Raw genomic sequence first — 20,346 nt, forward strand, 5'->3', positions numbered from 1 at the left:
TGCCCGGCACCACCTGGATCAACAAACCAGCCGAGCAAGAAGAGAAGGAACAGGAAGCAAAACTAGCCGCCTAAACTCACGCTGGCCTCATTCACCTTGACAAATTCCGCAACGATGGCTTCGAGTGCCACAAACTGACTAATTGTTGGTTCCCAACTCGCTCCTCCACCTTCGTGAATGGGACTTTGCGCGAACATAAGCGGTGATCGTGACTTTGTCGGCCAGGCAGCACGACTTAATGGGGCGGGCTGCGCACCTCGTAGTGAACGCGGATAACGACAGTCCGCCTAGATCACAGGAGGTTGAGTCCCATGACACTTCACACCCAGCAATCACTGTCCGGCTTCATTGCCTCGGACCCGCAGCAATCGGTGACCGAGAACGGCGAGACCCGCTTCTACGTCCGCGTCGGCCAACCGCACTTCCGTCGCGAAGACAGCGGTAACTTCACCGTCCTCGAGCCAAGCTTCCACGACCTCGTCGCCTACCGCGCCACCGCGGACCGAGCACTCACACGGTTTGCCAAGGGCGACAGCTTCGTCGCCGAGGGCTACGTCCGAAACTTTCAATTTGAGCGCGACGGAGAGGTGATCAATCGCGAAGAGTTCGTCGCAAAGAAGATCGGCCACGACCTCGCACGCACCAACTACGACGTCGACCGAACCCGCCGCTCAGTTGCAGGCACCGAACGGGATGCTCTAGCCGCCCAGAAGGCAGTCCTGCTCGAAGCGGAGCACGCTCGCGCCGGCTCAGCCGTGCTCGGAATGTGAGGACAACGATGGCAGCGTCCCTGGTCGACTGGGCGTCCGGCGACCAGGGTGCCTCATTCGGCGAAGACGAACTCGACGGGCCACTCTCGGCAGAGCCGCCACATCCCATCAACTGGAATCTCCTCAGCGCAGACGACGCCGAAACAGCGTGGATCGAACTCAACCGGTGGGTGAACTGGCTACGACGGACCTACGGACTCCCGGCATCCATCGTGCCACCCTTCTGGCACCGCCACCCCGAAGTCGTCTGGGAACTCTCCGCACTGCACCTGCACTGGCTCTGCGCATACGACCCCGACCAGCACGGCTCGGCCCCCTTCGGATGGCACCGCGACTTCGCCGACGCCCGCCAGCGCCTCCACGACTGGGTGGCGACATCGGGGACCCGGCTGGACCGAGACCGACCGAGTCGGCAGACTGTGTGGCCAGGAGAACCGCCGGCGGACGCAGTCGACGACATCGAGATCAGCAATCGCGACGAGGACTTCGTGCAGTTCGTCGTCGACGACGTCGCCCGACGTCGCGAGGCTGAGGCGGCGTTCTATGCACGCGTGGAATCTCCTTGAGATATCGATGGGTCAGGTGAGTGCGATCCACAGCCTCAGGTGACGGGCCCTAGGACGGCACCGTCGATGGTGCCACCGGCCTCGCCTTTGAGCTCGATCAGGATCGTGTGGGTCTCAACCTCCCCGATGGTCTCGCCAGTGTGACGATGAGCCGGATTGTGCCGTTCCTTCACTGCGCGGGTGGTGCCAGCTGCTGCAGGACATCCGCCGGCCCCGACTTCACCGTGCGATCGGGCTCGGCATAGTGTGCCTTGGTCGTGGAAGTCGAGGTGTGACCGAGCACGTCGGCCGCAGCCTGGATGCCGAGTTCGTTGGCGAGCAGAGTCGCCCCCGTGCGCCGAAAAGAATGGGGCGTGATTTCCAGGCCCTCGAGCCCGGCGTTCAGGAGTATGCCCCGGAACGAGCGCCTGACGTTATACGGTGCGAGCGGCGTACCAACCCGCGAGAAGAAGAGCAGGTGCTCGGTGTCCTCCGGATCGAGGAGCGCCAAACGCTGGCGAATCACATCGGCTGCGAACTGTGGCACAGCGATGACTCTGTTCGACTCGTGTGTTTTGGGATGCTCTTGACGGTGCACGCCGGTGCCGTTATGCACCACAAGCGTGCCGCCGATGTTCACCCGCGGCGGATCGGCGTCTATGTCGACGTCGCACTGCCGAAGCGCAAGCACCTCGCCGATGCGAGTAGCGGTACCGAGCATCACCTCGATGATGTCTCTCACCTGCCCGTCTGACCGTGGCCCCATCCGGCCCTCCCCCGTGCGCCATTCGCGTGCCGCGAGGCGGATTGCTCCTATCTGTTCCGTCGTGAGTGCCTTTGGGGTGTGAGGGGGCTTCTTCATGCGTGAGGCCTCGTTCATGGGATTTCGCGGAATGATCTCCCGCCGCACCGCGAATGCCAGGATCATTCCGAGGATCGTCCGGGAGTGCTTCGCGCGCGGATACGACTTCTCGCGCTGCTTCTTCAAGAAGAGCTCGATGCGTCCGACGGTTACTTCGCGAACCGTGAAGTTCTCAAAATAGGGCAGTACGAGGAGACGCAGTTGACGCTGGTAGGTCTCCTTGGTTCCTTGGGAACGGTCGACATCGTTCATCACGTCGTCCATCCAGGCCGCAGCGAGGAGAGGGAACGGCGAGCCGGCCTGGAGCGAGTCGCCGACGTCCCCGGCATGCATCCGAGCGGCCAATGCGACTTTGAGCGCTGTCTGCGCCGCGTTGCGGCTCGAGCGGGTCGCGCCCACCTGCCGTGACTGGCCGTCCCAGTCGCGGAAGACAGCCGTTGCCCGGTACCGGTCTGGACCGATCTTGGTCGTCTTGATGGCACCGAACGTGCTGATCGGAAGTCGGGGACGCCCGGCCATCAGTGCTCGCCACCTCGACTGCTCAAGGATGATTCGGGCTCGTGGAGGCCGTCCAGCCATCGGCGAACGTCGGAGACTCGATAGCGGATCTCCCGTCCAACTCGAATGCCAGACGGACCGCGGCCGTCGGTGCGCAGGTCGTAGATGGCCTGCACCTGCACGCCGAGATACTCGGCGAGTTCGCTTGTCGTCAATACAGGCTCTAGACCGAGCCCGAAGAGTCGTTCAGTATCCATGACCAGTAGGTATTCGAGGTCACTCCAGCCCGATCGAACCGGGTCGTGCACCTTCTTGATGAGCGCCGGTGTCAGGCGGTCACTTTCGAATAAACCATGGATAAACCATGCATGCATCAAGTCTTGCCCCTTCATTGAGGACAAGAAACCCTGATCAGATCGTATTTACGGTAGGGCGGCTGGGACTTGAACCCAGGACCGACGGATTATGAGTCCGCTGCTCTAACCAGCTGAGCTACCGCCCCGATGACCGCGACTACTCGCGAGTGGCTTACTCGGGAGTGTGCGCGGACGTTTCTGAGATGACCCGATCGGTCACCGGCTCCCCACGATACAGGCACTCGAAAGTGTTGAGGGTGCGATTGATGTCGTGGGCTTCGATGAGTCTGAGCGACTCGTGCTTGAGGGCGTCCAGGTTCTCCGGCGTCGCCGTCAGAACAGTGGTCAGCTTGTCGGCGAGGTCTTGCGAGTTGCCGGGTTCGAACAGGAAGCCGTTCTCACCGTCATGCACGAGGTGCGGGAGCGCCATGGCATTGGCAGCTACGACCGGCAAACCGGAGGCCATGGCTTCCATCGTCGCAATGCTCTGCAATTCTGCAATCGACGGCATGGCGAACACGGTCGACCGGGTATACGCGTCGCGCAGCTCGGCATCCGTCACATAGCCGGTGAAGGTGACGCGGGCCCGGATGCCCAGCGTCTGGGCCAGGTGCTCCAGGTTGCGCTTTTGGTCGCCGCCGCCGACGATCTCGACCTGCACGTTCAGGTCGGGCGAGAGCAGGGCGACGGCCTGCAGCAGTACGTCGATCTGCTTCTCACCGGTCACGCGCCCGACGAACAGAATGCGGTTCCCGGTGCGGGGTTCAAAGTTGGGCGAATAGTTGTGGGCGTTGATGCCGCAGGAGATCGCCAGCACGCCCTCGAGGCCGGTGTAGCGCTCCAGAAACTGGGCTGCCCGCTGGGTCGGGGTTGTGACGGCCTCCGCGCGGCCGAAGGTGCGCCGCGCCGCCCGCCAGGCGCCCTTGATCAATCGCTCGTGCAGCCCCTTGGGCAGAAGGGTGAACTCGAGCATGTTCTCGGGCATGAAGTGGTTGGTGCCGATGATGCGGATGCCCCGCTTCTTCGCCTCGATCGTGACCCCGCGGCCCACGATGATGTGCGACTGGAAGTGCACCACGTCGGGCTTGAAGGAGTCGAGGATGCGGCGGCTGTCGCGTCGGACGAACCAAGGCAGGGCGAATCGAAGCCAGTCGTGCGGATACCAGCGCCAGCTCTGCAGGCGGTGCACGACCATCTGCTGGCCTTCATGCGTCTCAGTGAAGGTGCCGTACTTGCGTGACGGAGCCGGCGCCATGATCTGCACCTCGTGCCCGCGGGCCACCATGCCGGCAGCGAGCCGCTCGGCGAATTTGGCCGCGCCGTTCACGTCGGGAGCGAAGGTGTCCGCGGCGATCAATACCCGAATCGGCTTCTTCGACACCGGGGCAACCCGGTGCGACTCGCTCGAAAAATCGGTCGATTCTGACAAAAGACACTGTCCCAACGTAGGTGTGCCGGAGGCCATCATCCGGCGAAGAGTTCCTGCTTTCGACGGCGCGTACGCTGACGAGGTCTTCTAGCACCCTATTCTAATCGGCTTCAGTCCGTGGCAAGGGGGTGATAGCGCGCCAGCAGGAAGACCCCACCGATCGCAACGACGCCCGCCAGGATGAAAGCGGCGGATGCCCAGGCCGGGGCCTGCTCCACCTCACCGAGCACGACGATGCCGATACCGACGGCAATCAGCGGATCAATCACGGTCAACCCGGCGATGACCAGGTCCGGGGGGCCGGACGCGTAGGCGGTCTGCACGAAATAGGCTCCCAGGGCGGCGGCCAGCAGCAGCCCGGCCACGCAGGCGAGCGTCAGCCATTCGAAGTTTCCGTTCTGGGTTCGGTTGATGATCACCTTCGCCAGGGTGGCGACAAAACCATAGAGCACCCCGGCGCCGATGATGTAGAAAATGGCCTTGAACCGGGTGCGCAGGAACACGAATGCGGCGCCGAATAGCGCCAGCACCACGCCGAGCACGACCAGAATGGTGAGCAGGTTCGCGTCGGTGACGGGCTTGTCCACCGCGGTGAAGGCCGCCACGGTGACGAACAGGCCGACCCCGCCCACGCACATCGCGATGGCGATTTTCGACGCCCGGTTGACCGGAACACGGGTGACCCGGGCGTTGAGGATCGACGTGATCACCAGGGCGACGGCGCCCAACGGCTGCACCATGATGATCGGGGCGAAGGCCAGACTGGAGAGCTGGAAGACGATGGCGAGCCCCAGCATCAGCGTGCCGAACACCCAGGAGGGCCGGCTGAGCAGAAGCATCAGCTGCCGAGGATTGAGCCCGCCCGTTATCTCTGCGGTCTTCGCCTCTACCTTGGTGACGCCGCGGTGCTGGAACTGCGCCCCGAGCGACAGGAACACCGCTCCAACGAGGGCCAGCGGGATGCCGATCGCCTGACGCGGGTCGATCGTGACAGCCAAGTCAGTCAGGTCGGGAGTCACTCAATGACCTTATCCAGAACGAGCCCGATATCCTTGCTGAATGGCCGTACGCTCGATAGTTATTTCAGGAGATCCCGTTCTCCACTCCCCCGCACGCCCCGTCGTGAATTTCGGAGATGATCTGCACGAACTGGTGCAGGACATGTTCGAGACGATGGACGCCGCCCCCGGTGTCGGCCTGGCCGCACCCCAGGTCGGCGTGCCCCTGCGGCTCTTCACCTACAACTACCCCGACGACGAGGACGGCGACCGCCTGTGGCGTGGCGTGGCCATCAACCCGGAATTGTGGATCACGCCCGTTCCGGCCGGAGAAGCCGACGAGGACGAGGACGTCGAGGGGTGCCTGTCCTTCCCCGGCGAGCGATTCCCGCTGCTGCGCTCCCCCGCCGCGATCCTGACGGCGGTGGACCTGGACCAAAAACCGTTCGAGATCCGGGCCGACGGATGGCTCGCGCGCATCTTCCAGCATGAGTACGACCACCTCGATGGCACGCTGTACGTCGACCGGCTCGAGCACTTCTATGCCAAAATCGCGGCCAAAGTGGAACGCAAACGCGGCTGGGGCATCCCCGGGCAAGCCTGGCTGCCCGGCGTGGACAACCTCGAGGACTGAACCGACGAGTGCCCTGCCGACCGGTTGACCGGTTGAGCAGGGGACCCCTCGTCAGCGAGCGAGGTTGACGCCGTGGATGCCGTTGTGGAAACGCAGCGACGGGAACACCGCCGACACGGTGAAGCCGACTCCGGGCACGCTGCCAGCGTCGAATACGCCGCCGAACAGTTCGGCGCGTTCGCGCATCTGGGTGATTCCCGCCCCGGTAACGCTCTCGCTCAGCGCTTTCAGGTCGTCATCGATCGTGTACTTTGTGCGCGCCGCGAAATCGGCTTCATCCGTGCTTTCCCGCCGGGCCGCCGCACGGATGCCGTCGTCGGCCACCACGAGTTGCAGTCCATCTCGGCTCCAGGTGAAGGAGATGCGGGCTTCCGTGCCACGGCCGCCGTGGCTGAGGGTGTTGGCCAGGGCGCCCTGCAGGATGCGGAAGATGGCCAGTTCGGCGCCCGGCTTGAGCGGGAATCGCTCCCCGGACTCGGTGAAGACCACGGAGAGGCCGGCGTCGCACATGACCCGGAAGAGGTCGCGCGTGGACTGCAACCCGGGCTGCGTTGTCGCGATGGCTTCGCCGTCCCGAACGATCGTGAGAACCCGGCGCATGTCGGCCAGGGCCACGCGGCCCTCGTCGACCAGGGTCGTGGCGACACGCACGGCGCTCGACGGGTCGCTCTCCGCCGTGTACCGGGCCGCCTCGGCCCGCGTGATCAGGCGGGAGACCGAGAGAACGGCGACGTCCTGGAGTTCGCGGATGATGCCGAGCCGGCCCTGCTGTTCGGCGAGGGAGAGTTCCAGGTCGATGCGCATCCGTTCGGCGGCCGACCGGTCGAACACGACTCGCCGCCAGGAGCGCCGAGCGCGCAGCCACAGGGCGAGGAGCACGACCGTGAGCACAGCCAGCAGGATGTCCACACTGAGGGAAACGTTCACGTATGCCGCCTTTTCTGCCGCCCACTTCGAACAAAAAAGGCCACCAGGGGTGGAGCCCTTGGTGGCCTTTAGCTCCCCGACTTGGACTCGAACCAAGAACCTGCGCATTAACAGTGCGCTGCTCTGCCAATTGAGCTATCGAGGAATGCTTTTTACAACTCTGTTACTTTATCAAATGTTGGCCGTGTGCAAAATCGAGGCCCGCCTTCAGTAGCCGACCCGAGGGTCGACGACCCCGACAAATCGGCCATCTTCAAGGAATGCGCGCACATTGAGGCGGATCCGCTCGGCGAGCAGCGGTGCCGTCATCTCGGGCGTGTCAGCCGTGTGCGGGGTGATCAGGCAGCGCGGTTCGTGCCATAGCGGGTGTCCGTCCGGCAACGGCTCCGGGTCGGTGACGTCGAGGGCCGCCCCGGCGATTTCCCCGGAGGCCAGGGCCGCCGTGAGCGCATCCGTGTGGACGAGCGGTCCCCGGGCGACGTTCACCAGGACCGCCTCCGGCCGCATCAACTCGAATTCGCGCTCTCCGATCAGGTGCCGGGTGCCCTCGGTGAGCGCCGCGGCGATGAAGACCACGTCGGCGGTCTGCAGAACCTCGTGCAGGGCTTCGGTCGGCACAGTCCGGGCCGCACCGGGCACCGGCAGCGGGCTGCGACGCACGACCGTGATGGAGGTGTCGAAGGGGGCGAGCAGGCGAATCAGTTCCAGGGCGATTCCGCCAGCGCCGACGATGACCACGGAGCGGCCGTAGAGCGAGCGCCCTTCCGGCACCGTGCTCCAGGTTGTTGCGCGAGCGCGCTTCGGAAGCACGCGGAGCAGGGCCAGACCGAGGGCGAGGGCATGCTCGGCGACGGGCTGCGCGTAGGCGCCCTTGGCGCTGGTCCAGAGCAGGCCCGGCCGGCCGAGCCCGGCCAGCACGCCGCTGAACGCGTCCACGCCCGCCCAGGGCAGTTGCACCCAGCCGATCATCGGGTGCGCGTCCAGGGTGGCGCGCAGTTCGTCGGCGCGCCCGTAATCCAGCCAGATCAGCCCCCGCGTGTCCGGGGAGAGGGCCGTGACCGTTCCCCCGACAGATCGCACGGCAGCCGTGAAGGCGCCCTCGGACTCGGGCAGGATCGTGATCGGGCCGCGTTCCGGCCACCGGTCCCGCGGCAGAGGAGCCACGGCGGCCGTGAGCACGGCCCGGTGCTGGGCGAGTTCAGGACTGCGTGACATGGGCACCGTCCTCGTCCGCGCCGGGTTCGCTCTCGGTGGTTTCGTCACCGGTAAGCGCATCGGCCAGGCCCGCGACATACGGATGCCACGGGTCGTCGAACACCTCGTCGATGGTGCCGAGCCCGACCAGGACTCCTTGGTGGAGCACGCCGATCCGGTTCGCCACCCGGCGCAGCACCTTGAGGTCCGAGCTGATCACCAGGGCGGAGAAGGCACGTTCCCGCTGCAGTTCGCCGATCAGATCGGTCACCGCGTCCCGCACCGTGGCGTCCACGCCCGCGGTCGGCTCGTCGGCGATCAGGAGCGACGGGCCGAACACGAGCGCCCGGGCGAGGGCAACCCGCTGGCGCTGCCCGTTGCTCAGCTCGTAAGGGTACTGGGTGAGCACGGTCAGCGGCAGGCGGACGGCGTCGATCATGGTCGCCACCCGGGCCTCGAGCGCACGGCGGTTGTAGCGCCGGTCCCGGTCCAGGATCGGCTCGGCCACGATCTCCGCCACGGTCAGGGTGGACGGCAGGGTGTCGGCGGCGTCCTGGGCGAGGTAGCCCACCCCGAAGGTGAGCCGGGCCAATTTGCGACGACGGATGCCGCGCAGCCGGTAGCCGAGAACACCGGCCTCTCCCCCGGTGATCTGCGGTCTCACCGTTCCGGCAGCCGGGCCGAACGCGGCCCCCGACAGCACCCGCGCGAGGGTGCTCTTGCCGGATCCGCTCTCCCCCAGCAGACCGAGAACCTCGCCGGGCTCGATCCGCAGGGTGAGGCCGTGCACCGCCACGAAGGCTCCGCTGGCACCGTGTGGCGGGTATTCGATGGTCAGGTCACTGGTCGAGATCGGGTGTGTCGGTGCCGTGCCGCGAGTCATGGTTTCTATCCTGCCGCACGCAGTCGGCGGAGCCCCTCCCGTCGGACGGCCTGTTCGGCCGGGTCGGGTACGGGCAGGGAGGCGAGGAGCCGCTGGGTGTACGGGTCTTTCGGCGCACCCAGCACCTGGGCGCTGGTCCCCTCCTCGACCAGTTTGCCCTGATAGAGCACCGCGATCCGGTCGGCGACGAGGTCGACGACGGCGAGGTCGTGGCTGATGAACAGCGACGCGAATCCGAATTCCCGCTGCAGCTCCGCGAAGAGCTCCAGCACGCGCGCTTGCACCGACACGTCGAGGGCGCTGGTGGGTTCGTCCGCGATGAGCAGGGCCGGTTCCAGGGCCAGCGCACGGGCGAGGCTGGCCCGTTGCCGCTGGCCGCCGCTGAGTTCGTGCGGGTAGCGGTCCCCGTACGCCCGGGGCAGCTGCACGGCCTCGAGGAGTTCGTTCACCCGGGCCCGGGCTGCCGCGGGAGTCTTCGCCCGACCGTGCACCACCAGCGGTTCCGCGACGCATTCGGCGATCGTCAGCAACGGGTTGAAGCTCGATGCGGGGTCCTGGAAGACGAAACCGATGTCCTTGCGGAATTTCTTGAACGCCCGCTCCTTAAAGCCGTTCATCTCGTGACCCAGCACGGTGAGTGACCCGCCGGTCACCCGGGTCAGGCCGGCGATGGCCCGCCCTGTGGTGGTCTTGCCGGAGCCGCTCTCGCCCACCAGCCCGAGCACCTCGCCCGGCCGGATCAGGAAACTCACCCCGTCCACGGCGGTGAAGCCGCCTCGGCCGAGGCGCCCGGGGTACTCGATCCGGAGGTTGTCGGCGACGACGACCGGGGCCTGCTGCGCCCATCCGCGCTCCCGCGCCGTGGCCCGCGCAGCGGCGTGCGCGACGCCCTGGCCGACGTGGGGCACGGCGGCGAGAAGCTTCTTCGTGTAGTCGTCCTGCGGCGAGGTGAACAGGGTCTGGGCGTCGGCCTCCTCCACCACCTTGCCCTGGTACATCACGGCGACGCGGTCCGCCAGGTCGGCGACGACACCCATGTTGTGCGTGATCAGCACGATGGCGGTGCCGAACTCGTCGCGGCAGCGGCGCAGCAGGTCGAGAATCTCCGCCTGCACGGTTACGTCGAGGGCCGTGGTCGGCTCGTCGGCGACGATCAGGCCCGGGTCGAGCACGAGGGCCATGGCGATGACGACGCGCTGCTTCTGCCCGCCGGAGAACTGATGCGGGAAGTAGTTGACGCGGATCTCCGGGTCGGGAATGCCGACCCGGCCGAGAATCTCGATCGCCTTCTGCTTCGCCTCCTTCCGGCTGAACTCACCGTGGGCGCGGATGCCCTCGGCGATCTGCCAGCCGACGGTGTACACCGGGTTGAGTGCGGTGGACGGCTCCTGGAACACCATCGACACGTCCGTACCGCGAACCTGGCGCAACTGGGACGTGCTGAGCGAGATCACGTTGTTCTCACTCGAACCGTCCTTGCTGCTGAGGATGACCGCCCCGGAGGCGGTCGCCGTCTCCGGCAGCAGCCCGAGGATCGTCTTGGCCGTGACGGTCTTGCCGCTGCCGCTCTCGCCGACGATGGCGAGGACCTCGCCCGGCGCCACCCGCAGGCTCACACCGTCGACGGCCCTGACGGCGCCGGCGTCGGTCGCGAAGGAGATGCCCAGGTCGGTGATGGTGAGCACATCGGTCATGGTCTGTCCTCGAGTCCGTCGGAAGGATGGGTGGCTTGGTCTTCGAGACCGTCGAGCCCGCCGGGCCCGGCGGTGAGCACACCGCCGGGAACGACGGAGGTCTCCGCGACGACGCCGGCCGCCTGCGCGACCGCCCGTCGTCCGCGCAGCCGGGGATCGGCGAGGTCGTTGAGGCTCTCGCCCACCAGTGTGATGCCGAGCACGACGAGCACGATCGCGAGGCCAGGGAAGAGCGAAGTCCACCAGATTCCGCTGGTGACGTCGGAGACCGCCTTGTTGAGGTCGAAACCCCATTCGGAGGCGGCGGTCGGTTCGATGCCGAAGCCGAGGAAGCCGAGACCGGCGAGGGTCAGGATGGCCTCCGACGAGTTCAGGGTGAAAATCAGCGGGAGGGTGCGGGTCGCATTGCGCAGCACGTGCCGGAACATGATCCGGCCGTTGCTGGCGCCGAGCACGCGGGCGGACTCGACATAGGCTTCCGCCTTGATCCGCACCGTCTCGGCCCTGATCACCCGGAAGTACTGCGGGATGAACACCACGGTGATCGAGATCGCGGCCGCGAGGATGCCGCCGATCAGGTTCGATTTGCCGCCGGAGATGACGATGGACATCACGATGGCGAGCAGCAGGGACGGGAAGGCGTATACGGCGTCGGACACGACGACGAGGATGCGGTCGAGCCAGCCGCCGAAGTAGCCGGAAAACAGCCCGAGCAGCACCCCGGCGAAGATGGACAGGATCACGGCGACGATGATCACGAACAGGGCCGTCTGCGCGCCCCAGATCACCCGGGACAGCACGTCGTAACCGCCCGCCGTGGTGCCGAGGAGATGCGCTTCGCCCGGGGGCTGCTGCGCGCCGAACGCGCCGTCGGCGTCGCGGAGCTGGCTGAAACCGAACGGGGCGATCACGGGAGCGAAGATGGCTGTCAGCACGAACACGGCCGTGATGACCAGGCCGGCCAAGAGCATCCCGCGCTGCAGCCCGATGCTCTGGCGCAGCTGGTGCACGATGGGTAGGCGGGTCCACCGGCCGGGCTTCCGCACGGCGGGCGGGTTCTGGGCAGCGGTCACGGTCAGTACCTCACCCTCGGGTCGATCAGCGCGGCGATGATATCGACGATGAAGTTGGACAGGGCGACGATCACGGCGAGTAGGGCGACGATTCCCTGCACGGCCACGAAGTCACGCGCCTTGAGGAATTCGGAGAGCATGAAGCCCAGGCCCTTCCATTCGAAGGTGGTCTCGGTCAGCACCGCGCCGCCGAGGAGCAGGGCGATCTGCAGGCCGATCACGGTGATGATGGGGATCAGTGCGGGCCGGTAGGCGTGCTTGCGCACCAGCCGGAACTCGCTCACCCCGCGTGAGCGGGCAGCGTCGACGTAGTCGGTGCCGAGGGTGCCGATGACGTTGGTGCGCACGAGCCGGAGGAATACCCCGGCCGTGAGGAGCCCGAGCGCGAGCGACGGGAGCACGGCGTGGGAGAGCACGTCACCGAGCACCTGCGGGTTGCCGGTCATCATGGCGTCGATGGTGTACAGCCCGGTCTTGTTGGGCAGCAACTGCATCTGCAGTTCGGCGCTGGTCGAGGCGCGCCCGGCCACGGGCAGCACCTGCAGCCAGACGGCGAAGACGAGCTTGAACAGGAGGCCGGAGAAGAAGACCGGGGTGGCGTAGCAGAGGATGGCGAAGACGCGCAGGAACGCGTCAGTGGGCTTGTCCCGGAAGTAGGCGGCGACCATTCCGAGCGGGATCCCGATGATGAACGCGACCAGGAGCGAGTAGAACACCAGCTCGAAGGTGGCGAGCCCGTAGGTCATCAGCACCTCCGAGACGGGGCGGTTGGTGCTGATCGTGGTGCCGAAGTTGCCGGTGAAGATCTGGCCGAGGTACTCCACGTACTGCACCAGGATCGGGCGGTCATAGCCGGCCGCGTGGATGCGCTCTGCCAGCTGATCGGGCCCGAGGCGACCGCCCAGGGCCGCCGTGATCGGGTCGCCGGTGAGGCGCATCAGCCAGAAGACCATGGAGACGAGGATGAACATCGTGGGGATGATCAGCAGGAAGCGGATCAGGACGTACCGGCCGATCCCACCGCCGGACGAAGTTCGTTTCTTGGGTCCGGCGGCCCGAGGGGCCGTGGGACGCATGCTCACAGTGGTCATGCCTGCCTAACGCTGGAAAAATGAGAGGGGCACCCAGCAATGAAATTGCTGGGTGCCCCCGGATTTCAAATTAGAGAAACTCTAGCCGGTCGGGACTCAGCCCTTTTTCAGCGCAGCGTAGCGGAACTTGAACGACGCGTCGAGGGTGTCGCTGGTGCCGGTCACGTCGGTGCCGGTGACGGCCACCTGGGCGCCCTGCAGCAGCGGCACGGTCGACAGCTGGGCGGCGACCTTGTCCTGGATGTCCTCGATCAGCTTGGTGCGCTCCGCGGGGACGGCCGTGACGGCCTGCTTCAAAATCAAAGCGTCGACCTCAGGGTCGCTGTAGTGGTTCTTCAGGAAGCCACCCTCGAGGAAGAACGGGGTCAGGTAGTTGTCGGCGTCGGAGTAGTCCGGGAACCAACCGAGCTGGTACACGGGGTACACATCGGTCGTGCGGTCCTTGGCGTACTGAACCCACTCGGTGGTCTGCAGGTTGACCGTGAACAGGCCGGAGGCTTCCAGCTGGTCCTTGACCAGGGCGTACTCGTCGCCCGAGGAGGGACCGTAGTGGTCGTTGCTGTACTGCAGGTTCAGCACGACCGGGCCGGTCACGCCGGCCGCGGCGAGGGTCGCCTTCGCCTTGTCGCGGTCCGGGGCGCCCTTGCCGTCGCCGTAGAGGCCCTTGAGGGACTCGGTGGCACCGGTCAGGCCGGCGGGCACGTAGGAGTACACGGGCGTGTAGGTGCCCTTGTAGACCTGCTTGGCGATTTCCTCGCGGTCGACGAGGTCGGCAACCGCCTGGCGCACGGCGAGAGCCTTGGCCGGGTCTGCCTCGGGGGTCTTGGCACCGAACGGCTGGGTGTCGAAGTTGAAGACGACGTAGCGGAGCTCGCCGCCGGGACCGTCAACGACCTTGACCTTGTCGTTGCCGCGGAGGTCTTCGATGTCCGTGGCCGAGAGGCTGCGGAACGCGACGTCGATGTTGCCCTGCTGAACGTCGAGCTTGAGGTTGGAGGCGTCGGCGTAGTACTTGACGTTGACGACATCCGTCTTCGCCGGGCCGAGGAGTCCCGCGTAGTCCTTGTTGGCCTTGTAACCGACCAGGTTGTTGAAATCGTAGCTGGTGATGACGTACTGGCCGGCAAAGGCGTTCGCCTTGACGATGTCGTTGTCGGAGGTGAGCGCGGTGGCGGAGAAGGAATCCTCGTCGACGATCGGGCCGGCCGGGCTGGACAGGATCTGCGGGAAGATCTGGTCGTCGGCCTGCTTGAGCGTGAAGACGACGGTGGTGTCGTCAGGCGCTGCCACGCTGGCGAGGTTGTAGAGCAGCGACGACGGGCCGTTGTCGTCCGCGATCGCCAGCTGGCGGTCGAAGGTGAACTTCACGTCGGAGGACGTGAGGTCGTTTCCGTTGGCCCACTTCAGGTCGGGCTTGAGCGTGACCGTGTACTCGGTCGGGCTCGTGAACTCGGCTTTGGTGGCGATGTCGGGCTCGACGTCGGGGCTGCCGTACGGCGTGTTCATCAGGAATGGGAAGACCTGGTTCTGCACCGAGAACGAGCCGTTGTCGTAGGAGCCGGCGGGGTCGAGCGTCGTGACCTTGTCGGTCGTGCCGATCGTGATGGAGCCGCCGCCGCTGGTGCTCTTATCGGTCGACCCGCCTGCGGAGCAGCTCGCGAGGGTCAGCGCGGCGACAGCGACGACTGCCGCGGCGCTGATGCCTTTCGCGCGTGAAGTGGATGGGAATGCCATAGCCGTGAGCCTCTTCCTCTAGAAATCCGATGCGGGGCGCGGGGCCGTAACGCACACGCCTGCATTGCTGTAGGAAAAGAATTAGCACAGAAGGCCCGATTACCAGCCGGTTCACGGAGCATCTTTACCGAGCTGCAACGTGCAGCGCCCGGCTTTCGGGGCCGCCGGGGCTCGGGCCTCACTCCTCGCGGAGGTTGCGCTTCTCGGCTTCGACCCGCACCAGTTCACGCTGGATCGCCACGTAGACCTCTCGGTTGGAGGCATCCGCCCGCTGGAGGCGCCCGAGCAGCTCGGCCTTCTGTCGCAGCAGGTCGCGGTCGACCAGGGCGACCGTGACATCGCGCACGTACCGGGCCACCGCCCCCTCGGAGCGCTCCGGCAGAGACGCCATGGCCAGGTCCTTGACCAGGTTTTCCAGCGGGGCCGGAACCTCGGTGACGACCCGGTCCAGCCAGTCCGATGCGGCGTGGTGCGTCAGGCTGGCGGCGATGGCGTCGCGCACGACGGCCAGGGACTGGTTCGAGAACGTGGTCTGCACGGCGCGCTGGAGCAGTTCCAGCCCGACCACGGTCGGGCGCTGGAGCATGGCCATCAGGCCGTCGCGTTCCAGCCGGGTGACCGGATCGGTGGCGAGGTCGACCATGGAGAAGGGCTGCTCCCGCGGCGCGTCGTCCCGGCCGGCGTGCCGGGCGGTGTCCTCCCCGGACCCGGAGGACCGTGAGCGGGTCAGGGCCGCGGAGACGGCCTTGCCGACCTCGCCGAGCTCCATCCCGAGCATGCGGGCCAGTTCGTGGGTGTACCCGGGGCGCAGGGCAGGGTCGCGGATGTCGCTGACGATCGGCGCCGCGGAGCGGAGCGCGGCCACCCGTCCCTCCACGGTGTCGAGGTTGTACTGGCCGAGCAGCTGCCGGATCATGAACTCGAACATGGGCTTCTTCGAGTCGATCAGCCGGCGCACGGCGTCGTCGCCGCGGTGCAGGCGCAGGTCGCAGGGGTCCAGTCCCTCCGGACCGACCGCCACGAAGGTCTGGGCGGTGAAACGCTGCTCCTCGCTGAAGGCGCGCATGGCCGCCTTCTGGCCGGCGGCATCCGGGTCGAACGTGAACACGACCTCGCCGACCCCGCTGTCGTCGCCGAGAACGCGGCGCAGCACCTTGATGTGGTCGACACCGAAGGAGGTGCCGCAGGTGGCCACGGCGGTGGTGACCCCGGCCAGGTGGCACGCCATCACATCCGTGTACCCCTCGACGACGACGACCTGGTGCCCACGCGAAATGTCCCGTTTGGCGAGGTCGAGCCCGTAGAGCACCTGGGCTTTGTGGTAGATCGGTGTCTCGGGCGTGTTGAGGTACTTGGGGCCCTTGTCGTCGTCGAGCAGTTTGCGGGCGCCGAAGCCGATGGTCTGCCCGGTGATGTCACGGATCGGCCAGACCAGGCGACCGCGGAACCGGTCGTAGACGCCGCTCGCTCCTTCACGGCTGGAGACCAGCCCGGAGAGCGTGAGCTCCTCGGTGGTGAACCCCTTGGCCCGGAGGTGGTTGGTGAGTTCGTCCCAGCTCTTCGGGGCGAAACCCACGCCGAAGCGGGCGGCCGCCAGGGCGTCGAAGCCGCGTTCACCGAGGAAGGTGCGCCCGACGGCGGCGCCCGCACTGCCGAGCCGCTCGACGAAGAAGTCGGCGGCCGCTTGGTTGGCCGCGTACAGCCGGGCCCGGTTGGTGTGGTCGGGCGCCTCGCCCGCGCCGCCCTCGTAGTGCAGCTCGATGCCGACGCGCCCGGCGAGGCGTTCGACGGCCTCGCTGAAGCTGACGTGGTCCATCTTCTGCAGGAACGAGTAGACATCGCCGCTCTCGCCGCAGCCGAAGCAGTGGTAGAACCCCACCTGGGGGCGGACATGGAAGCTGGGGCTGCGCTCGTCGTGGAACGGGCAGAGGCCTTTCATCGACCCGACCCCGGCTGACTTGAGGCTCACATAGTCGCTGACGATGTCGGCGATGTTGGTGCGGGCTTTGACCTCTTCGATGTCGTCTTGTCGAATCAGGCCTGCCATAGCTGAATGCTAGTCCTGCCCGGGTCGGTGTTCGTTACGGTGCACCGGTTTGTGGAGATACGGTGTGTGGAGTTACGGATGGGCCGGGCTCAGTTCTGCACGAGGCGTTCGTACCAGGCCAGCGCGGACTGGTCGGTGAGGCTGGCCACCTGGTCCACGACCACGCGCTTGCGGGCGGCATCGTCGGAGGCGGCGCGCCAGTCCTCGGTGAATCCGGCGTCGAGGTGCTCGTCGCCCGAGGTGTACAGGCGTTCGGCCAGCAGGCCAAGCACTTTACGCTGCTGGGTGTAGATCGGCTGCCGGGTGTTGTTGGACATGACGAACGCGGCAACGACGCCCTTGAGTACGGCGATCTCGGCCTGGATCTCCCGCGGCACCACGACGTGGGCCCCGAACCGGAGCAGGCTGTCCATCGGGTAGGACTGCCGGGTGGCGTGCACGGCGGCACCGGAGAAGCGGCCGATCAGCTGGCTGGTGAGGGTCTTCAGTCGTCCCTGGTCGCGGCGGCCCGCCGTCCAGGTGCGCAGCCAGGAGTCCATCGCCCCGATCCGGTCGTAGGCCTGGGCGAGCTCCTCGTGTGACACGGCGCCGCCGATCCAGGCGTGCATCGACGGGACGAGTTCGGCGCTGGCCTGGCCGTTGAGGGCGGCGACGTCGACGTAGCCGTTGACCACGGCATCCTCGAAATCGTGCACGGAGTAGGCGATGTCGTCCGAGAGGTCCATCACCTGCGCCTCGATGCAGAGGCGCCGGTCCGGCGCGGCGGCGCGCATCCACTCGAAGGCGGCCCGGTCGTCCTGGTAGAAACCGAATTTGGCGCGCCCGCTCGGGTCGGCCACCGAGGACTCGTCCGGCCACGGGTACTTGCAGCTGGCGTCGAGGCTGGCCCGGGTGAGATTGAGCCCGTAACTGCGGCCGTCGGCCCCGAACACCTTGGGTTCGAGGCGGGTGAGCAGGCGCAGGGTCTGCGCGTTGCCCTCGAAGCCGCCGATGTCGGCGGACCAGTCGTTCAGCGCACGCTCGCCGTTGTGGCCGAACGGCGGATGCCCGATGTCGTGCGCGAGGCACGCGGTGTCGACGATGTCGGGGTCGAGTCCGAGCCGCAGGGCGAGCTCCCGGCCGACCTGGGCCACCTCGAGGGAATGGGTGAGCCGGTTCCGGGCGAAGTCGAGGCCAGCGGTGGGGCTGAGCACCTGGGTCTTGGCGGCGAGCCGCCGCAGCGCGCTGGAATGCAGCAGCCTGGCCCGGTCGCGCGCGAAATCGCTGCGCCTGGACCCGTGCTGCTCCGGCAGCCAGCGCTGTTCGTCGTGGGTGCTGTACCCGGTCTCGTTAGCCACCGCTTGTGTCCCCTTCGCCCTCGGTCAGGTTGGCGCGTTCGGCGCCTTCGATCTCCTGGGAGTCGAGCCAGTGTTCGGGGAGGGCGGTCCTCTTCGGGCTGCCCGCGCGTCCGCGTGGGCCCTCGGCACCCGCGCCCGGGTATTCCTGCTCCCCGTCGAGCGTGCCGAGCAGGTCGTCGAGCTGCGCGAGCGAGACCACTGACGCGAGGCTGGCCCGAAGGTCGCCGCCGACCGGGTAACCCTTGAAGTACCAGGCCACATGCTTGCGGATGTCGCGGCAGGCCCGCTCTTCGCTCTCGAAGAATTCGGTGAGCAGTTCGGCGTGGCGGCGGAACGTGTCCGCGACCTGGCCGAGGCGGGGCTGGATCCGGGCGGTGGCCAGGTCGCCGCGGAAGGCCGCGGCCAGGTCGCCGAACAGCCACGGGCGGCCCAGGCAGCCGCGTCCGACGACGACTCCGTCGCATCCGGTCTCGGCCACCATGCGCAGGGCGTCCTCGGCGGACCAGATGTCGCCGTTGCCGAGGATCGGGACGCTGGTGACGGTGTTCTTGAGCGTGGTGATGGCCGACCAGTCGGCCTGGCCGGAGTAGTGCTCGGCCGCCGTGCGGGCGTGCAGTGCGATGGCGGCGACGCCGGCGCCTTCGGCCGCCTTGCCGGCCTCCAGGTACGTGAGGTGGTCGGAGTCGATGCCCTTGCGCATCTTGATCGTGACCGGCACGGAGCCGCCGGCGGTCACCGCGGCCTCGACGATCTGCCGGAACAGCCCGAGCTTCCAGGGCAGTGCGGCGCCACCGCCCTTGCGGGTGACCTTGGGCACGGGACAGCCGAAGTTCAGGTCGATGTGGTCGGCGCGGTCCTCCGCGACGAGCATGGTGACCGCCTCGGAGACGGTTTTCGGGTCAACCCCGTAGAGCTGGATCGAGCGGGTGGTTTCGCTCTCGTGGTGCCGGATCAGGCGCATCGATTCCGGGGTGCGCTCGACCAGCGCGCGGGAGGTGATCATCTCGCTGACGTAGAGGCCCGCACCGAACTCGCGGCAGAGCCGGCGGAACGCGGTGTTGGTGATGCCGGCCATCGGGGCGAGCACGACGGGCACGTCGAGCGTGAGCGGGCCGATCTGGAGCGGCTTCGCCGGACCGATCGTGGTTGCAGGTATCATCCGTTCAATTCTCACAGACGCCAGGATGGCTGGTGACCGCCCCCAAGCTGGCCTCTCCCCGCCCGCCGAGCCGTGAGTTCCGCCACTGTTTTGGCGCAAAACACGAGTAAAACTCACGGCTCGGCGGGGTGAGGAGTCAGGCTCCGCAGCAGCCGTCGGCGCCGCAGCAGGCGCCGGACTCGGACTGGCCGAGCAGTTCGATCGTGGGAACCGGCGCGGCCTCGGTGGGGACGGCCGGGGTGGAGACGGCCTCGGTGGGGACGGCCGGGGTGGTGGTCACATCGGTCATTTGTTCTTCTCCTCGATTTTTTCGGACTGAGCCTGGCCGAGAGCCTGCGCAAAGGTATCAGGCTCCTGCGCACCGGAGATGCCGTATTTTCCGTCGATCACGAAGAAGGGCACCCCCTGGATGCCGTAGGCGGCGGCCTGAGCGACGTCGGCCTTGACCGCCGCCAGGAACTCGTGCGCGGTCAGGGAGCGCACGACGTCGTCCCGGTCCAGACCGATCTCGGCGGCCAGGTCGGCCAGGTCCTCGATCCGGCCCACGTGCCGGCCGTCGACAAAGTAGGCCTTGAGCAGGCGTTCCTTCATCTCGAGCTGGCGGCCCTGGGCTTTGGCGTAGTGCAGCAGCTCGTGCGAGATGACGGTGTTCGTCTGGTGCACGGAGTCGTAGTCGTAGTGCAGACCGACGCTCTGGGCGATCCCGGTGACCCGCTCGAGCATCTGCTCGACGTCGGCGAGGGGCAGGCCCTTGCGCTGGCTGAGGTAGTCGACGGGGCTGCCGTCGAAATCGACCGGGGTATCCGGCGCGAGTTCGTAGCTGTGGTACTCGACCTCGACCTCGCCGTCGAACAGGGCCGCCCCGGCCTCGAATTTGCGCTTGCCGATGTAGCACCAGGGGCACTGCACATCGGACCAGATGTCTACTTTGATGGTTTCACTCACTGTGGCGGTAACCGTCGGCGCCCGCGTTGTATTCCCGGCCCGGTCCCGGTGTGCGCCAGCCCTAGTAGTACTTAGTTATGTTGGGGCTCGTTGTCGGCAGTGGGGACAGTATCCGAGATAGACGGCGAGGACTCGTTGGAGTTCTCTGAGGATGCCGTAGAGGCTCAGCC

19 protein-coding genes and 2 tRNA genes are annotated in these 20,346 nt (G+C 66.8%); 3 read left to right on the top strand and 18 right to left on the bottom strand.

Annotated elements, in window-relative coordinates; genetic code table 11:
* The first annotated feature begins 311 nt into the window (after nt 1-311).
* Both E3T24_RS05935 and E3T24_RS05940 read left to right on the top strand, forming a co-directional pair.
* Nucleotides 312-770 carry a single-stranded DNA-binding protein gene (locus E3T24_RS05935; protein ID WP_134434415.1) on the top strand — a complete coding sequence of 153 codons (459 nt, stop codon included), beginning with the start codon at nt 312-314 and terminating at the stop codon, nt 768-770.
* Nucleotides 771-778: 8 nt separating this feature from the next.
* Nucleotides 779-1,336 (top strand): hypothetical protein, encoded by a 558-nt coding sequence (locus E3T24_RS05940; RefSeq protein ID WP_134434416.1) that lies wholly within the window; start codon nt 779-781, stop codon nt 1,334-1,336.
* A gap of 169 nt (nt 1,337-1,505) precedes the next feature.
* Here E3T24_RS05940 and E3T24_RS05945 read toward each other — a convergent pair whose 3' ends face one another.
* From E3T24_RS05945 to E3T24_RS05965, 5 genes are all read right to left on the bottom strand, one after another.
* Nucleotides 1,506-2,696 carry a site-specific integrase gene (locus E3T24_RS05945; protein ID WP_166789173.1) on the bottom strand — a complete coding sequence of 397 codons (1,191 nt, stop codon included), beginning with the start codon at nt 2,694-2,696 and terminating at the stop codon, nt 1,506-1,508.
* Nucleotides 2,696-3,067 (bottom strand): helix-turn-helix domain-containing protein, encoded by a 372-nt coding sequence (locus E3T24_RS17895; RefSeq protein WP_241978633.1) that lies wholly within the window; start codon nt 3,065-3,067, stop codon nt 2,696-2,698. The genes E3T24_RS05945 and E3T24_RS17895 overlap by 1 nt, the downstream gene beginning before the upstream one ends.
* A gap of 36 nt (nt 3,068-3,103) precedes the next feature.
* Nucleotides 3,104-3,177, bottom strand: a tRNA-Ile gene (locus tag E3T24_RS05955).
* Between the two features lie 26 nt (nt 3,178-3,203).
* On the bottom strand, nt 3,204-4,412 hold the full coding sequence (locus E3T24_RS05960) for a glycosyltransferase (RefSeq protein WP_241976125.1): 1,209 nt from the start codon (nt 4,410-4,412) through the stop codon (nt 3,204-3,206).
* 158 nt (nt 4,413-4,570) lie between these two features.
* Entirely contained in the window at nt 4,571-5,479 is a 909-nt protein-coding gene (locus E3T24_RS05965) for a DMT family transporter (protein WP_134365154.1), read from the bottom strand.
* 40 nt (nt 5,480-5,519) lie between these two features.
* On the opposite strand from E3T24_RS05965, the gene def reads away from it, so the two are divergent.
* A complete protein-coding gene (def, locus tag E3T24_RS05970; protein ID WP_134365153.1) occupies nt 5,520-6,092 on the top strand; it encodes a peptide deformylase in 573 nt (190 codons plus the stop codon).
* A 51-nt stretch (nt 6,093-6,143) separates the two neighbouring features.
* On the opposite strand, the gene E3T24_RS05975 is transcribed toward def, so the two are convergent.
* The 13 genes from E3T24_RS05975 to E3T24_RS06030 form a co-directional block, all read right to left on the bottom strand.
* Entirely contained in the window at nt 6,144-7,019 is an 876-nt protein-coding gene (locus tag E3T24_RS05975) for an ATP-binding protein (RefSeq protein WP_134365152.1), read from the bottom strand.
* 72 nt (nt 7,020-7,091) lie between these two features.
* Nucleotides 7,092-7,164, bottom strand: a tRNA-Asn gene (locus E3T24_RS05980).
* Between the two features lie 62 nt (nt 7,165-7,226).
* Nucleotides 7,227-8,234, bottom strand: coding sequence for a D-isomer specific 2-hydroxyacid dehydrogenase family protein (locus E3T24_RS05985; protein ID WP_134434418.1), 1,008 nt, complete (start codon nt 8,232-8,234; stop codon nt 7,227-7,229).
* Nucleotides 8,218-9,096, bottom strand: a complete 879-nt coding sequence (locus tag E3T24_RS05990) for an ABC transporter ATP-binding protein (protein ID WP_134365150.1) — start codon at nt 9,094-9,096, stop codon at nt 8,218-8,220. Before E3T24_RS05990 ends, E3T24_RS05985 begins: the two co-directional genes overlap by 17 nt.
* A gap of 5 nt (nt 9,097-9,101) precedes the next feature.
* Entirely contained in the window at nt 9,102-10,790 is a 1,689-nt protein-coding gene (locus E3T24_RS05995; protein WP_134365149.1) for an ABC transporter ATP-binding protein, read from the bottom strand.
* Entirely contained in the window at nt 10,787-11,761 is a 975-nt protein-coding gene (locus tag E3T24_RS06000) for an ABC transporter permease (RefSeq protein ID WP_134365160.1), read from the bottom strand. Before E3T24_RS06000 ends, E3T24_RS05995 begins: the two co-directional genes overlap by 4 nt.
* 104 nt (nt 11,762-11,865) lie before the next feature.
* Entirely contained in the window at nt 11,866-12,939 is a 1,074-nt protein-coding gene (locus E3T24_RS06005; RefSeq protein WP_241978634.1) for an ABC transporter permease, read from the bottom strand.
* Nucleotides 12,940-13,050: 111 nt separating this feature from the next.
* Nucleotides 13,051-14,688: an ABC transporter substrate-binding protein gene (locus E3T24_RS06010; RefSeq protein WP_134365147.1), complete on the bottom strand. Its 1,638-nt coding sequence runs from the start codon at nt 14,686-14,688 to the stop codon at nt 13,051-13,053.
* Between the two features lie 178 nt (nt 14,689-14,866).
* Nucleotides 14,867-16,735, bottom strand: coding sequence for a DNA primase (dnaG, locus tag E3T24_RS06015; RefSeq protein WP_134365146.1), 1,869 nt, complete (start codon nt 16,733-16,735; stop codon nt 14,867-14,869).
* Nucleotides 16,736-16,824: 89 nt separating this feature from the next.
* Nucleotides 16,825-18,072, bottom strand: coding sequence for a deoxyguanosinetriphosphate triphosphohydrolase (locus E3T24_RS06020; RefSeq protein WP_134365145.1), 1,248 nt, complete (start codon nt 18,070-18,072; stop codon nt 16,825-16,827).
* On the bottom strand, nt 18,065-19,231 hold the full coding sequence (gene dusB / locus E3T24_RS06025; protein WP_134365144.1) for a tRNA dihydrouridine synthase DusB: 1,167 nt from the start codon (nt 19,229-19,231) through the stop codon (nt 18,065-18,067). Before dusB ends, E3T24_RS06020 begins: the two co-directional genes overlap by 8 nt.
* Nucleotides 19,232-19,367: 136 nt before the next feature.
* Entirely contained in the window at nt 19,368-19,520 is a 153-nt protein-coding gene (locus E3T24_RS17270; protein ID WP_160140991.1) for a hypothetical protein, read from the bottom strand.
* Nucleotides 19,517-20,176 carry a DsbA family oxidoreductase gene (locus E3T24_RS06030; protein WP_134365143.1) on the bottom strand — a complete coding sequence of 220 codons (660 nt, stop codon included), beginning with the start codon at nt 20,174-20,176 and terminating at the stop codon, nt 19,517-19,519. Before E3T24_RS06030 ends, E3T24_RS17270 begins: the two co-directional genes overlap by 4 nt.
* Nucleotides 20,177-20,346 lie beyond the last annotated feature (170 nt).

It is taken from the genome of Cryobacterium sp. TmT2-59 (assembly GCF_004403545.1).
Classification (GTDB): Bacteria; Actinomycetota; Actinomycetes; order Actinomycetales; family Microbacteriaceae; genus Cryobacterium; species Cryobacterium shii.

Coding starts and splice junctions, on each gene's coding strand:
- E3T24_RS05940 (WP_134434416.1), top strand. CDS start 779: ATGGCAGCGTCCCTGGTCGACTGGGCGTCCGGCGACCAGGGTGCCTCA.
- E3T24_RS05995 (WP_134365149.1), bottom strand. CDS start 10,790: ATGACCGATGTGCTCACCATCACCGACCTGGGCATCTCCTTCGCGACC.
- dnaG (WP_134365146.1), bottom strand. CDS start 16,735: ATGGCAGGCCTGATTCGACAAGACGACATCGAAGAGGTCAAAGCCCGC.
- E3T24_RS06005 (WP_241978634.1), bottom strand. CDS start 12,939: ATGCGTCCCACGGCCCCTCGGGCCGCCGGACCCAAGAAACGAACTTCG.
- def (WP_134365153.1), top strand. CDS start 5,520: ATGGCCGTACGCTCGATAGTTATTTCAGGAGATCCCGTTCTCCACTCC.
- E3T24_RS05935 (WP_134434415.1), top strand. CDS start 312: ATGACACTTCACACCCAGCAATCACTGTCCGGCTTCATTGCCTCGGAC.
- E3T24_RS05945 (WP_166789173.1), bottom strand. CDS start 2,696: ATGGCCGGGCGTCCCCGACTTCCGATCAGCACGTTCGGTGCCATCAAG.
- E3T24_RS17895 (WP_241978633.1), bottom strand. CDS start 3,067: ATGAAGGGGCAAGACTTGATGCATGCATGGTTTATCCATGGTTTATTC.
- dusB (WP_134365144.1), bottom strand. CDS start 19,231: ATGATACCTGCAACCACGATCGGTCCGGCGAAGCCGCTCCAGATCGGC.
- E3T24_RS05990 (WP_134365150.1), bottom strand. CDS start 9,096: ATGACTCGCGGCACGGCACCGACACACCCGATCTCGACCAGTGACCTG.
- E3T24_RS06010 (WP_134365147.1), bottom strand. CDS start 14,688: ATGGCATTCCCATCCACTTCACGCGCGAAAGGCATCAGCGCCGCGGCA.
- E3T24_RS17270 (WP_160140991.1), bottom strand. CDS start 19,520: ATGACCGATGTGACCACCACCCCGGCCGTCCCCACCGAGGCCGTCTCC.
- E3T24_RS06000 (WP_134365160.1), bottom strand. CDS start 11,761: ATGCTCTTGGCCGGCCTGGTCATCACGGCCGTGTTCGTGCTGACAGCC.
- E3T24_RS05985 (WP_134434418.1), bottom strand. CDS start 8,234: ATGTCACGCAGTCCTGAACTCGCCCAGCACCGGGCCGTGCTCACGGCC.